At 48.9% G+C, this 15051-nt stretch carries 10 protein-coding genes; 3 read left to right on the plus strand and 7 right to left on the minus strand.

Going from position 1 to position 15051, the window contains the following annotated elements:
* Positions 1-85 precede the first annotated feature (85 nt).
* The 6 genes from J4G07_16960 to J4G07_16985 all read right to left on the minus strand — a co-directional run bounded on the left by J4G07_16960 (position 86) and on the right by J4G07_16985 (position 8796).
* On the minus strand, positions 86-340 hold the full coding sequence (locus J4G07_16960) for a MoaD/ThiS family protein (protein MCE2415677.1): 255 nt from the start codon (positions 338-340) through the stop codon (positions 86-88).
* 217 nt (positions 341-557) lie between these two features.
* Positions 558-2813 (minus strand): xanthine dehydrogenase family protein molybdopterin-binding subunit, encoded by a 2256-nt coding sequence (locus tag J4G07_16965; protein MCE2415678.1) that lies wholly within the window; start codon positions 2811-2813, stop codon positions 558-560.
* A 42-nt stretch (positions 2814-2855) separates the two neighbouring features.
* Positions 2856-3332 (minus strand): (2Fe-2S)-binding protein, encoded by a 477-nt coding sequence (locus J4G07_16970; protein MCE2415679.1) that lies wholly within the window; start codon positions 3330-3332, stop codon positions 2856-2858.
* 260 nt (positions 3333-3592) lie between these two features.
* Complete coding sequence (locus J4G07_16975; protein MCE2415680.1) at positions 3593-4471, minus strand: xanthine dehydrogenase family protein subunit M; 879 nt, start codon at positions 4469-4471, stop codon at positions 3593-3595.
* Between the two features lie 404 nt (positions 4472-4875).
* Positions 4876-5463: a DUF4143 domain-containing protein gene (locus tag J4G07_16980; GenBank protein ID MCE2415681.1), complete on the minus strand. Its 588-nt coding sequence runs from the start codon at positions 5461-5463 to the stop codon at positions 4876-4878.
* Positions 5464-5649: 186 nt separating this feature from the next.
* Positions 5650-8796 carry an isoleucine--tRNA ligase gene (locus J4G07_16985; protein MCE2415682.1) on the minus strand — a complete coding sequence of 1049 codons (3147 nt, stop codon included), beginning with the start codon at positions 8794-8796 and terminating at the stop codon, positions 5650-5652.
* Positions 8797-9431: 635 nt separating this feature from the next.
* On the opposite strand from J4G07_16985, the gene J4G07_16990 reads away from it, so the two are divergent.
* Complete coding sequence (locus J4G07_16990; protein MCE2415683.1) at positions 9432-10697, plus strand: tetratricopeptide repeat protein; 1266 nt, start codon at positions 9432-9434, stop codon at positions 10695-10697.
* A 25-nt stretch (positions 10698-10722) separates the two neighbouring features.
* On the opposite strand, the gene J4G07_16995 is transcribed toward J4G07_16990, so the two are convergent.
* Positions 10723-11043, minus strand: a complete 321-nt coding sequence (locus J4G07_16995; protein ID MCE2415684.1) for a hypothetical protein — start codon at positions 11041-11043, stop codon at positions 10723-10725.
* 698 nt (positions 11044-11741) lie between these two features.
* On the opposite strand from J4G07_16995, the gene J4G07_17000 reads away from it, so the two are divergent.
* Both J4G07_17000 and J4G07_17005 read left to right on the plus strand, forming a co-directional pair.
* Entirely contained in the window at positions 11742-13154 is a 1413-nt protein-coding gene (locus J4G07_17000; GenBank protein ID MCE2415685.1) for an adenylosuccinate lyase, read from the plus strand.
* Between the two features lie 272 nt (positions 13155-13426).
* A complete protein-coding gene (locus J4G07_17005) occupies positions 13427-14767 on the plus strand; it encodes a phosphodiester glycosidase family protein (protein ID MCE2415686.1) in 1341 nt (446 codons plus the stop codon).
* Positions 14768-15051 lie beyond the last annotated feature (284 nt).

Raw genomic sequence — 15051 nt, forward strand, 5'->3', positions numbered from 1 at the left:
TGCTGAATCTCATTATAACCCCTCCTTTTCGGTTTGAATCAGAAAACACACTTGTCCCGCCAAAAGTTTCAAAATGTTGCAGAACTTAGCGTGATGGTTCTGCAACACCACCGCCGATGGCAGGGAGGAAATGAATTTCTGCGTCTGTGTCAACGCGTTCGAGGATGGATCCGCGAGTCAGGAGACCATTAATGTATACGGCAATGCCGGGCTTAAGACGATTTTCTTCACATAACCGCTCTTTGATACCCGGGTAGCGACTTTCTAAATTATCAATCACTTCACGGACAGTCGCACCGGGGAGCGTAATGTTCTCTTCGCCGCCTGTAAACTTACGCATGAGGGGAGGAATAACTACGGTTGGCATTTTTTTAGTGGCTATCGGCTGTCAGCAGTCGGCTTTCAGTTGGGTAAAGTTTTAACGGAAATCCGTCACGATTTGGAGGAAATCGCGAGTTGGAACTCGCTCCTACAAAGAAAGTAGGCACACGACCTACAAAGAAGGGGTAGGCATAAGACCTACCCCTACAGAATCGGGGTTTCAAAACCCACTCACGTTAGATTTTGCCCATGGCTTTCAGAAGCCGATCGGGCGACATCGGGAGTTCTGTCATCCGAACGCCGATTGCATCGTAGATAGCATTAGCGATGGCAGCCATTGGTGGCACAATCGGCACTTCACCGACCCCGCGCACACCATACGGATGCCCCGGATTCGGGACTTCAACGATGACAGCATCAATCATAGGTAAATCTAAGCAGGTCGGCATCCGGTAATCGAGGAAACTGGCATTAGTCATGGTGCCTTCATCATTATAGATGTATTCCTCATTCAATGCCCATCCGATGCCCTGAACAGCACCGCCCTGCATTTGTCCTTCAACGTAACTCGGATGGATGGCTCTTCCTGCATCCTGGACAGCGGTATAGCGGAGGATCTCGACTTTACCCGTCTCCTCGTCCACTGCTACATCTACCACGTGCGTTGCGTAGGCACCACCTGCGCCACCGGGATTCACTGTTCCACTGCCTACAATCGGACCGCCGGTTTGACCGAGTTGTGCACAGAGGTCGCGGAAGCTAATCTGTTCTTCCTTGCCGTTGATGCATGAAAATTCGCCATCAGCGAACTGCACATTGGCTTCGTCAACTTCCCAGAGTTTCGCGGCACGTTCAATCATTTTCCGCTTGACATCCTGTGCGGCTTCATAAGCGGCGTAACCTGTTGCGTAGGTTGTGCGGCTACCGCCCGTTACAGCGGTGTAACCGACAGAATTGGTATCAACAACGCTTGGGTTAACCGATTCAGCGGGAATACCGAGGACTTCTGCCGCCTGCATAGCGATCGAAGCGCGAGTACCACCGATGTCTGTGGAACCTTCAATGAGGTTAATTGTGCCGTCGGAGTTGACATTAATCGTCACGCTCGACTCCAAGCCGATATTGAACCAGTACCCGGAAGCGACACCGCGACCGTGGTGTTTCTTCCCATTGGGTGCGGTATAGTGCGGATGTGCTTTCACGGCTTCGAGCGTTTCAATACAGCCGATGCGCGGGTGAACGGGTCCATCTGCGCGCCGATCGCCCTCTTTTGCCCCGTTGATTAACCGGAACTCAAGCGGATCGATGCCGAGTTTTTCCGCGATCTCGTCAACAACTGTCTCTGAACCGAAGGCAGCGTTTGGTGCCCCGGGCGCGCGGTAGGGCGCGGTTTTCGGTTTATTGACAACGACATCGTAACCGTCAATGATGACGTTTTCAATGCTGTAGGGTGCAAAGATACACATCGCGCCAGGTCCAACGGGGGCACCCGGATAGGCACCCGCTTCAAAAGCGAGATACGCCTCAGCGGCGGTTATCTTCCCCTCTTTGGTCGCACCCATCTTGACCCGAACGTAGGAGGCAGGTGTCGGTCCCGTGCCTTCAAATACATCCGCACGGTTCATAAGCACCTTGACGGGTTTACCTGTTTTCTTTGCCAGCAACGCGGCGACCGGTTTGATGTATACGCTAATCTTGCCACCAAAACCACCGCCAATTTCCATCGGAACGACCTTAATCTTGGAAATGGGGTATTGGAGAATTTCGGCGACCTGTTCGCGAACAGTAAACGCCCCTTGTGTGCTACACCAAATGGTCAGTTGACCATCTTGGTTGAAATGCGCCGTAGCGTTGTGGGGTTCAATATAGCCTTGATGGACAGTGCCCGTAACGAAATCACGTTCAACAACGACATCCGCTTCGGCGAACCCTTTCTCAGGATCACCCAACTGATGCTGGATATGACTTGCGACGTTGCTCGGTTCGTCAGCCGTCTCGCCCATTGAGGTAGTTTTCAGGGTCTCGTGCAGGACTGGTGCGTCCGCCTCCATAGCTTGGCGGACCTCCAAGACAGGAGGTAGCACTTCGTATTCGACATCAATGAGTGTGCAAGCTTCCTCTGCGATATGCGGACTTGTTGCGGCAACAGCGGCAACGGCGTGTCCCTTGTATAGCACCTTATCGCTTGCCAAGATGTTGTCGCAGAGATACTTGAGATTGACCGCGCCCTCGCCTAAGTCTGCGATTCTGTCTTCAGCTTCAGGCAAGTCTTGAGCGGTAACAACGCCTTTAACGCCGGGATAGGCTTCGGCACGGCTGGTATCAATCGATATGATTCGCGCATGGGCGTGTGGGCTGCGCAGGACTCTCCCGTGCAGGATTCCGGTCATTTGGAAATCTGCCCCGTAAAGTGCGCGACCGGTGACTTTGTCGACCCCGTCATGGCGAATGGGACGGGTACCAATGACTTTATATTCTTTTTTCTCAGCCATTACGCATATTCCTCCGATTTATGAGACTGCGTTTGTATGAAATTAAGCAGAGGTTCCCTTAGCGGCATCCATCACTGCTTTGACAATTTTATCATAGCCGGTACAGCGACACAGGTTTCCCGCCAACCAGTACCGAATTTCATTTTCAGTTGGGTTCGGGTTGCTATCCAGCAATGCCTTGGCACTCATGATAAAGCCGGGTGTGCAAATACCGCACTGGAGCGCGGCGTTTTCCAAGAATGCGTCTTGGATCGGGTGTAGTTTGTCGGGTTCCGCGAGACCTTCTATAGTTTCGACGGATTTGCCTTCAGTCTCTACACCGAGGACGAGACACGAGTTGACGAGTCTGCCGTCGAGGATGACACTGCAAGCCCCACAATTTCCGTTGTTGCATCCCTCTTTAGCACCTGTAAGGTAGAGTTCATCCCTGAGAACTTCGAGAAGGCTTTGCCGGGATTCGCAGAGAAATTCTACTGTTTCGCCATTGATAGTGGTTTGAACGTGCGATTTTCTCGCCATAGTATAGTTCCTTTCACGTTTTAATTTTACCTTGCGGATAAGTGTCAGTGGTTTGTATCCTGACGTTTTTCGTGTTAGAGTCGCCCTCCACTTCGTTACGGGCTTGGGTTTCGATTAAAACGCAGACGCACAGTCTACGCTACAAAGGTTCAAAACTCATGATTTCCTGCAACAACAGTGCCGAGGGATCCAAGAAATGCACCCCAAAGTCCTAACGACCTTTGTTCCCCGCAAAGTATAATCTAAAAAATCAACAAAATCTATGATACGTCTCGGATTCTCTGGATGGCACCGTTGAGTGCGCGTCGCGTCAGCACACCGACGAGGTGTGTCCGCTGCTCGGCAGTCCCACGCATATCGCTAATCGGGCGTGCGATGGCTTGCGCAGCTTGTGCGGCATCATCAATCGCGGCATCAGAAACCTCGCGACCTGCGAGTAGCGCGCTCGCTTCTTCAGCAAAGAGTGGCGTCGGGGCAACAGCAGCGAGTGCGATACGGGCAGAGACGATTGTCTGTTTCGCAGCATCAAGCGTCACAGATGCTCCGGCACCAACGACAGCGATATCCATCTCATTACGTGGGATAAACCGGAGATAGAAAGAACTGGAATTACTTGCGGGTGCTGGTATCTTCAGAGAGACGAGCATCTCGCCGGTTTCCAGAGCGGTTTGACCGGGAGCTGTGCAGAACTGTTCGACAGGTAGTTCACGCTCGCCCTTGGGACCGGCAATGACACAGGTAGTGCCGAGTACAATTAGCGGCGGTATGCAATCCGCAGCGGGTGAGGCGTTACACAAATTACCTCCAACCCCCGCGCGCCCTTGGATGGCGGTGCCGCCAATAATTTTGGTTGCATCGATTAAACCGGGATAGGCATCACAGATGGCATCAACAGCGTAAATTTTATAACATTCGACTGCAGCACCGAGTGTTAAGCCGGTGTTTGCATCGTAATCCAAGACGTTCACCTCTGGAATGGATTTGACATCAATCATCAAGCCAACGTCTCGACGTCCCTCCCGGACATTAACGATGAGGTCGGTCCCACCCGCCAAGATGCGAGCCTTTTCTCCGTTTTCATCAAGCAGTGCAACGGCTTCCGACAGCGTTTGCGCGGAAACATAGGAAAAATCTTGCATGAACGGAATCTCCTTTCATTAATTATTAAGTGGAATTCACACTTTATAAAAAGTTGGGGGCTGAGGCGCGGAGACCCCGCCACAGATATTGGTATTTACAAGACAGGTTTTAGAGATATTTATTTTGAACTTTACTATATCAAAAATTCGGTTTTAAGGCAAGTTTTTTATCTCTTGGAGGGGCATATCTCAGCAATTAACATGTCTAAATTCACAAACTTAACCTGGATGCCGTTGTAATTGCTTGTGAAAGAACGATCTATATCGTGTGCCACGACGAAATTCTCGCCGTCCGGATATTGCTTACGAAATGTAAGTAGGGAACGAGGTGAAAATCCAGAGGCAGCCCACTTGCACTCGATAGCAATTGGTAGACCCCGTGCACGTGTGAGTACAAAATCGACCTATTGTCCCCTCTTGTTACGCCAATAGCGAATATCGTGGGATTGCGTATGTGCCATAATTTCATTGAGAACAAAGTGTTCCCACAATGAACCGAGATCGTCTTGTCGGAGTTGCGACCACCCTCGATAATAACAGACGAATCCGGTGTCGAAACCGTAGACTTTCGGTGCAGCGACAATCTCAGTTGCGCGGCGAGAACTGAACGGACGGATGACATGCACGACGAAGGTCGCCTCCAGAATAGAGAGATAATTTGATATGGTAGTCCGACTCACCTCACACGGACGTGCGAAACGGGAGGCTTCAAAAACGCCACCGCTCTGAGCCATGAGAAGTTCAGTAAATCTCTGAAAGGAGTAGCGGCGCTCAAGTCGAAAAAGTTCCTGGATATCTTTTGCCCAATAAGCATCTATCCATTCTTGGAAATCAGGTTCGGGAAGTTCAGCCTCAAGGAAAAACGGGGGCAGTCCGCCGTGCAGCAGACGATGGTGAAGGTCGATTCGATTGCGCCAAAATTCTCTATCTACCATATATTTATAGTAGCATACAGTGTACCATTTATCAAGTCCGTTTGCATATAGTAGCATTTTCTTGCTGTACAGCATGCGCGCTCGGATTAAAAAACGAATCCCGAACGCTTTGATTTCAATCAAGAACTTCAAGGGAAATCCGCAGAAATACCCAAGCAAAAACACCAATATTTGTTAGTAGCAACTTGGGTTATAAATATTTCTGGCGAGGTTAGGAAACCTCGCCAGTGGAGAAAGGACGAACTAAACCTGTTCAACGCTCAAGGTTGCGGGTTCGCCGTTGAGTTTCTGGGCGAGAGTGAAGGCGTTTTCGCCCGGTGTGTTTACGACAGCCGTCGTGAGGGTCTCGCGGAGGATATAGTCTTGATGTGTCTGAAACGCTTCATCTACAAGCGGAGACGTATCACTGAGGCTGAGGTTAATCCGATCAGAGACGTTGAAATCGGCTTCCTTCCGCATATTCTGGATTTTATTGACGAACTCACGTGCTAACCCTTCAAGCGTCAACTCGTGTGTCAATTCCGTTGACAATGCGACGAATTTCTTCGCATCCGCTTCCACAAAGAAACCCTCCCGATTCTGGGTTTGCACATCAACTTCGGACGGCTCAAGCATGTATGTATCTCCCGACGCTTCAATCTGTAAACTGCCCTCGGCTTCCAACTCCGCTTTCAATGCTGCAGCGTCTGCGGCGGCGAATGCTTTAGCGATGGCTTGCACACCCTTGCCGTATTTGGGTCCCAATACCTTGAAGTTGGGTTTGAGTGTCACCTGTGCGAAAGCGTCCAAGTTCTCTGTGAAGGCGATCGCTTTGACATTGAGTTCATCGTGGATGAGGTCTGCCAAACGATTCACGGTTGCTTTCTCTGCGTCAGAGAGTCCACCGAGCGTGATCTCTGCCAAGGGTTGGCGTGTCTTAATACCGGAACGGTTGCGAGCGGCATGCCCCATGCTAATCACATCACGTGTGAAATCCATATCTGCTTCTAACTGAGCATCTCTGAGTGCGGCATCCGAAACCGGATATTCCGAGAGATGCACACTTGGCGGTGCCTCAGTATCCAACGAACAGACCAAGTTACGATAGAGTTCATCCGCCAAAAATGGAACGAAGGGTGCGGCGAGTTTCGCAACGGTTACGAGTACCTCATACAGTGTGGCATAGGCGGCATGCTTGTCAGGTCCGGCTTCCGCGCCCCAGAAGCGATCGCGAGAACGACGGACATACCAGTTGCTGAGATCGTCCACAAACGCCTCAATAACGCGCGGTGCATTCGTGAGATGATAGTTTTCCATCTCGTCGCGCGCCCTGTCGATGAGAGTATGGAGACGAGACAAAATCCATCTGTCTACCGTTGCGCGTTCCGAGACAGGCGGCACATCTCGCAGGACATCGACCTGCTCGAGGTTGGCATACATGACGAAGAAACTATAGACGTTCTGTAGGGTTCCCATGAACTTCTTCAACGCTTCATCAATACCCTCCATTTTGAAAGCGCGGGGTGTCCACGGCGTGGTTGCGGTGAACATATACCAGCGCATCGCATCCGCGCCCTGCTCGTTCAGAATTGTCCACGGATCTATCGTGTTGCCTCGGCTCTTACTCATCTTTTGACCGTCGGGTCCCATAATTAGCTCAAGACAGAGGCAGTTTTTGTAGGCGGGTTTGTCGTAGAGGAGCGTCCCTGTCGCTAAGAGACTGTAGAACCAGCCACGGGTCTGATCGATGGCTTCGGAGATGAAATCGGCGGGATACGCCTGCTCCAGCATCTCCTTGTTTTCAAAGGGATAGTGCCACTGTGCCGTGTGTGCACAACCGGAGTCAAACCAGCAATCAATGACGTCTTGCACGCGATGCATTGTGCCGCCGCATTTCTCGCACGCGAGGATAACTTCGTCTACATAAGGACGGTGCAGCTCAATATCATCTGGCACATCGGTCCCGAGTTCCTTCAATTCAGCAATACTACCGACACAATGCGGATGTCCACAATCGTCACATACCCAGACGGGCAAAGGCGTGCCCCAATAACGTTCACGGCTCAACCCCCAGTCGATATTGTTTTCCAACCAATTGCCGAAACGTCCGTCCTTGATATGTTCCGGGTACCAGTTGATTTGCTGATTGTGCTGATGCATCTGATCTCGGATGGCGGTTGTTCGAATAAACCACGATTCGCGGGCATAATAGAGCAAGGGGGTATCACACCGCCAACAGAACGGATATTGGTGTGTATACTCAGCCGCCTTAAATAACAATCCACGTCCGTCTAAGTTTTCGATGATTTTCGGATCAGCGTCTTTAACGTATTCACCCGCCCACACGTCTTTAACTTCCGGGACAAATCTACCGTCGGGACCGACCAATTGCACGAGCGGCAGACCGTATTTCTGCCCGATGTCATAGTCATCTTGTCCGAAAGCGGGAGCGATATGAACCAAGCCACTCCCCTCTGTCGTCGTTACGAAATCACCAGTGACGATGTAGTGGGATCTTTCCGGATGCTGTCCGCCATCAAACAGTGGTTCGTATTCCCACTCTTGGAGATCCCTGCCTTTATAGTTTTCGACGATTTGTGGGGGTTCATCCCCGAATAAACTCGGTATACACTCTTTTGCGAGAATGAGATGCCGTCCGTCGGCTTCTTCAACGGCGACGTAATCGTAATCTTCACCGACAGCGACAGCGACGTTAGAAGGCAAGGTCCACGGGGTCGTCGTCCAGACGAGGAGGTAAGTATTCTCTTTATTTTTCAGTGGGAAACGGACAAAGATAGACGGATCGGCGACCTCTTGGTAACCGAGTGCGACTTCGTGGCTCGCTAAGGTTGTGCCGCACCGATAGCAATACGGTTGGACTTTATGCCCTTGATAGAGGAGTTCTTTGTCCCACGCTTGCCGAAGGACCCACCAGACGCTTTCAATGTAATCGTTCGACAGCGTGATATAGGCTTCATCGAGATTGACCCAGAATCCGATGCGTTCGGTCATCTGTCGCCAATCCTGCTCGTATTGGAAGACGTTCTCCTTACATTTTTCGATAAAGTTCTGAACGCCGTAAGCCTCCAATTCGGCTTTGTTTGTAATATTGAGTTGCTTTTCGACCTGATATTCAACGGGAAGTCCGTGCGTGTCCCAGCCAGCTTTACGGTGGACGTAGTGCCCTGTCATCGTCTTGTAACGGCAGACGGCATCTTTCATGATACGCGCGAGGACGTGATGCACGCCGGGCGGAGCGTTCGCAAACGGGGGTCCTTCAAGAAAAACAAACGGTGGCGCGTCTTTGTATATCTCCATACTCTTCTGAAAGATGTCGTTTTCACGCCAAAATTCCAAGATCTGTTTTTCCCTTTCAGCAAACGTGAATTGGGATGATACCTCTTTAAACATTTTATCACCAAGCGTTCGATTAGAGCGGTTTTTCATGTGACGTCTCCTCGGTGTAAGCCGTTTTCCCTCAATGAAGATAAAAAATTAACTGTGTACTGTATGTACTGATTGTCTGAATCAGGGTTTTCAGGATTCAAGGATTTTCAGGATTAGAGATACTCCTTGATTGAAAATCGTTCTTTGTCGTATTACCTAATTAATTTCCTATGTATTTACAAAAAAAAACACCCTCACTGAAATCGTCTGCTTCAGTGATGGGCGTTGTAATAGAAACTTCTTATCTGTGCGTGATTAGCCCACCACAGCACGACGAATTGCAATAATAATGGATATGGCGCGCGAACCCGTGACAGCCCGAAGGTTGTCTTGATGTAGGGCGTTGTAGCGCAGTAGTTCCTTATATTGCAGCGTCGGTGTCGTAAGCATTTTCCTGTCCACGTCTCGTTTAACAGGTGTGTAATGTCTTTGTAAATGCCATACGTGGCAAAAACTTATCCCTATCAATTATGATACTATATTTCATGAGGGATTGTCAAATGTTTTTTATTCACAGAATTTTAAATCTTGGTTATAATTAACCTGAGTTAGCTCCAAACCATACGTATTAATGCCATAAGCAACAGAAAGGGATGATTATGAAAAGGAAAAGAGATGCGCTGTTACAACAGATTGCTGAGAAGCGTAAGAAATCTACAGTTTTCTTTATCACAGGACGGGCTGACGAACAACCGTTTGGATTCGAGAAAGGACGCACCGAGGTAATAGTATATGCTGAGACAGGGACAGGATTTTTTGTAGAACAGGACAAAATTGTGACGACTGTTGAAGTCCTCGCTGGTACTATTGCAGTCGCTGCAATCCCCGGAGAACGTTTTACGAAGGCGGCCGCCCACAGCACAATTCAGTTGCTCTGTGAAGGCAATCACCGTCAGGTTACCGAGGAAATAGGGGTCAATATTGAAGGCGTTACCGCATTTGATGCGAAAAATAACCTTGTGCTTCTAAAAATTGCCGAGACGGGTGTTCCACTTTCCCTTGAAAACAGTGATAGCGTCCAGATAGGCGAGAAAGTTTATACATTAGGTTATCAAAACGACTTGAGATATAAGGGGACAACTGGCACTCTCGAGGGCAGATACAAAGATGACAAATGGATGCAAATAAAAACCCAGTTTTCCTCTGGGAACGGTGGTAGTCCTCTCCTAAACAGTGAGAGCGAAGTCGTGGGTGTGGTTGCTTATGGTACAGGCTCTGTATTGGGCGGCGATACTGCAACGGTTGCGACTGTAATATCTTCAAACGTGCTTAAGGAATTGCTTGCGCATTCAGGAGAAGTCATGCCTTTGGATCGGTTTCAGAAGCATTCACGGGTCCATGCCTATGCTTTAGAAGCACAAGCAACCGAAAAGGCAGAACTTTATGACAATAGAGGTGCAATAAAAAACTATAACGCTGCCTTGAAACTTAACCCGGATTTGGTTGAAATCTATTCCAGACGAGGCATAGTGAAAACCCGTATTGGTGATATGAGGGGTGCACTTATGGACTTTGATAAAATGCTTAGGATTAATCCTGAGCATATCTTTGCTTATAATAATCGGGCATCAGCGAAAGCCCACCTTGAAGATGCAGACGGGGCACTTGATGACATCAATAAAGCGATTGCACTTGACCCTGAGTATGTAAGAGGGTACGTTAATCTGGGCGGCATAAAACTCCAGATCGCTATAAGTAAGATGGATGCGGAAGATTTTGTTGAAGCAGAGCAATACTATCAAGAAGCGATTGACGCTTATATCAAAGCACTTGGGTTAGATCGGAAAAATCCTATAGCACGCAAACATCTGAGAGACGCTAAACGTATGCTCAAGTTATTAAAATCCCTAAATGAAACAACGTAGCAGGTCAGTTCTCGATTAAAAAGTCTTATCCGTCATTGTCGTTCCAATTTATGAGATGGAACGGCGTTCCCTCTGCTTTTGCTTTTCGGTATTTCTCGATTCTCTGCAACTTCAAAGCCTCAGGCCAGAGCACATATTTTGCTTCGAGAAAGGCGATGTATTCATCTTCATCGCCCGGAAACCTAAAGCCTCCAAACCATAACTTCGTCTCTCCCTTAACAACAGTATCCACCTCTGGGATATCGCCATGTTGTTCGATTAACTCTTCTCTGTAGAGTTTAGCAAACAGTTCTGGATCATCCGTCTCACGCCTCAAAAGGAATACGAAACTTATTGTCTGAATCACGGATTCTCGCAGATTTTAGGTCATTTGTATATCTAACACCTTTCGTAGTGCTGAGTTTACCTATTTTGTCTGTTTACAATTCATTTCGCCCCAATGGGTATAACTTATAGTGGCAGGTATGTTCAGTTTTGTGTAGGCGAGGCGTTTTCGCTTGGATGTTTCCTTTAAAAAACCTCGCTAGCGAGGCGGGTTTGGATATTTATAGATACGAGGGACAGGCACTGAATGGTTTCCCTACTACAAACGCGGTTTTCTGCCAGTCTCAAGTGAGAAGTCGGGATTCGGAGATCCCTCCTACAGGAAGACCAAATGCCCTCCACACGAAAACAAACGCTTTACATTCTCCTAAACCGTGTGTATAATTATAGTAGAGTTGCTACAAGCAAAGGTCTCTCAGGACAACCATACCCTAACTGGCATTGCAGTTGCAACATACCAAATACATAGCACGCCTAATGAAGATTAAGAATTTAATCGGGTAATTTTTACTGATGCCCGGTGTCCCTTCCCAGTAACGGGTGGGAACCCTGGTTAGGAAACTGCACCTACCAGGCCTGGGGGAACATAGAATTACCCAAATATTTTGTTAAACTTCATACGGCGCGCAGAGAAACGCTTAAGTCAAACCCACACTACAATTAAAGAAAAACAAAGATGAAGGGGTGGAGTTTGTTCCGCTCTAATGGAGAAGATATTTTATGGAACTTTATGAAGCCGTCAGCCCACTGGATTTTAGATATTATGGCAGTGATCCCGCTTTTATGAAACGATTGCTGCCGTATGTCTCCGAATCAGGATATGTCACATATCAGGCGAAAGTGGAGGCGGCACTGGTACGCACTTTGGCAAATTACGGAGTCTGCACCTCTGAGATCGCTGATGAGGTGGAACAAGCCGTAGATATGGTAACGGCGGAAGAGGTCTATGAGGAACAGTCTCGTATTCGGCACAATATTCGCTCCCTTGTTAATGTAATCCGGCGGAACATTAGCCCCGAAGCGCGTCCGTATGTCCATCTATTCGCCACTTCTGCGGACATTCTGGATACGGCGACTGCTTTACGGTTCAAGGCACTCACCGAAAACGTTATCATTCCGGATCTGGTTGCCTTGGAACAGCAATTGATTGCTCTGGCGCGTGAGCACGCAGGGACGGTGCAAATTGGTAGGACACACGGTCAACACGCCGAACCGACAACGTTCGGTTATGCCCTGGCACTCTATGTGAGTCGTCTCGGCACCCGAATTGAAGAGATCCACAGAGCCGGACAAAACCTTCGTGGGCAATTCTCAGGAGCAGTCGGTGCGTTCAACGGACTCGCACTGATTCATGAACATCCAGAGCAAATTGAGGCGGATTTCCTCGAACTTCTCGGTTTGAAACCATCCGATACGCACACGTCAACACAGTGTGTAGAACCGGAGTTCATCTCGGATTTGGCGTATCAGATTACGGCGGCATACACAGTGCTTGCGAACTTTGCAGACGATATGCGACACCTCTATCGGACTGAAATCGCTGAGGTCGGCAGGAAGTATAATCCACAGTTGGTCGGTTCATCAACGATGCCCCATAAAGTGAATCCAGAGGCATATGAGAACATCAAAAGTTTGTGGAAGGCGTTCGTGCCGCGTATGCAGACCGTCTTTATGGATAGTATCCTCGAACATCAACGCGACCTGACGAATTCGGCATCAAGCCGTTTTGTGACGGAACTGTTCACGGCGTTCGATTACTCAATCTATCGGCTTCGGCGTGCGTTGGAGGAGATGGATGTCAAAGCGGATAACATGCAACGCAATCTCGCGCTGAGTGCGGAGGATACGATCGCGGAGCCTATCTATCTGCTGATGGCGTATTACGGGTTCCCCGACGCATACGACCATACCCGGAAGTTGATCGGACAGGTGCATGAGACTGGAAAGAGTTTGACGATGTTGTTGTGGGAAGATGAGACGTTTCGTCCATTTCTTGATAAGTTGACGGAACCGCAGCGTGAAGCATTGCGAGATCCGACGAATTATATCGGTGCTTCGGTGCGGCGCACGCATGCAACATGTGACGAATGGGAAAAACGGATTTTGAATTTACCTTGCGGAGGAACAGCGTAAACTTGAACTCTGACGGGCGTTTCTTACATCCGCACTCCACTTCGTTCCGTGCTACGGTTTTTGAAACTTTTTAGATAGGATGCACACAACATCATGACGCTTATGGTGTTGTTAGGAAACCGCACCTACCATGGCAAGGAAATTCTCTCCTCGCCAGCGGCACGGAGGGTTGTTTCGCTAAGCAACTGTCTACATATTTTTTGACTTTACTATAATCAAAGACCTGCCCGTAAGCGTAGCGGAGGGCAGCTCAGAAACCCAATAGTTAAAAAGTGTTTGATATTACCTATTTAGGACGGCGGTGCTTCCGTTTCATCAGACGTTACCCGCGCACATGGACAATAATTGGCTTCCTGCTGATTTTGAGTATCGGTATTTGGTTAGGACAGACGGTTCAGTTCAGCAAAATAACCGATTACTTCCGTTCCTTTACGGAGCGTGAACGGACGGATGCAACAAAATCGGTTGCGCAGGGGATTGAACACCGACAGATACAAGAAAAGGGTGTGCTAACGAACATCCTCGCGGTATCTCCGGATGCTGTGGACATCCGTCCATACCGAGCATTGAGTGCGGGAATCGGGACTGAAACGTTGGTGTCGCTGGCGCGACGACACAAGGCACTCGCTGCGATCAATGGTGGTTTTTTTGAGATGGTGGGGACGTTTCGTGGCGAGTCGGTCGGTGCATTGAAGATTGACGGTGAGTGGGTAAGCGAACCGGAACAGGGTAGAGCAGTAATTGGACTCCGAACGGTTGACGGGAAAATCGAAGCTTACATCGACAGGATCGCGCTCCGACAGGAGCTTGTTCTATCGAGTGAAAAGACATTGCCAATTAACGGTATGAATCGGAACCGTGGCGAAAACGAATTGGTCATTTACCGCCCGCATTTTCATGCAGTGACCTTGACGATGCCCGATGGTGTAGAAACCGTTGTGAGAAACGGTAAGGTCGTTAGTATCCACGACGGACAGGGAAGTTCACGCATTCCTACAGATGGTTACGTCTTATCTGCAAGCGGTAAGAAATGTGGTGAACTTTTATCACATATCGCTGAAGGTGATACGGTTCAGATCCGTGAAACAATCATTCCTGAACGCGTTGGGGACAGTGAGTTATGGGCAAGCTTCGCGCATATTGTCGGCGGTGGTCCGTTACTACTGCAGGATGGCATCGCACTTTCGACGAAATCTTACGCACAAGAGGGTTTTGATAAGGCATTTCACAGTTTCTGGCACCCACGGACAGCAGTTGGTAAAAAGGCGGATGGCACCCTCCTTTTCGTGACAATCACAGCAACAGAGGCAGGCGTTCGACGCGGTGTTATGCTGCCACGGCTTGCGGAACTATTTCTGGAATGGGGTGCGACGGATGCGCTCAATCTTGATGGCGGCAATTCATCCATGTTAGTCATTCGAGATGAGGTCGTGAGTGTGAAACAGAAAGACGCTGTGCCTGATAAACGGGAAGGCGTAAAGGCACCAGCAGAGAAAAAGGCACAATTAGAGAAGAACACGAAGACTGCCCGTGGGAATCGTCGAATTCGTCCAATGCCGAAGCAACAGGGACGCGCAATTTCGGATGCGATCTTGATTTTTTCGCGCTTTTAGGTTATAATAGCGGAAAAATAACGTAAGCACAACAAACCGTTGTTAGTGAATAGCAGAAGAAAAGACGCATTTGGCTACAATAGGAATAGGATGTGTTCCTAAATAGTTCTTTCCCTATGTTTTTCTTGGCAAATCTATGTTTCTGTGGTATAATGATAGCATGAAACACTATAAGACACCACGAGAAACATCGGAGATTCTCGGTATTTCTATAGACAGACTCCGACGCTTAGCAGAGAACGGCACCCTCTCTACTATTAGAACGCCAGGGGGACAAAGGCGTT

It is taken from the genome of Candidatus Poribacteria bacterium (assembly GCA_021295715.1).
In the GTDB taxonomy this organism is placed as follows: domain Bacteria; phylum Poribacteria; class WGA-4E; order WGA-4E; family WGA-3G; genus WGA-3G.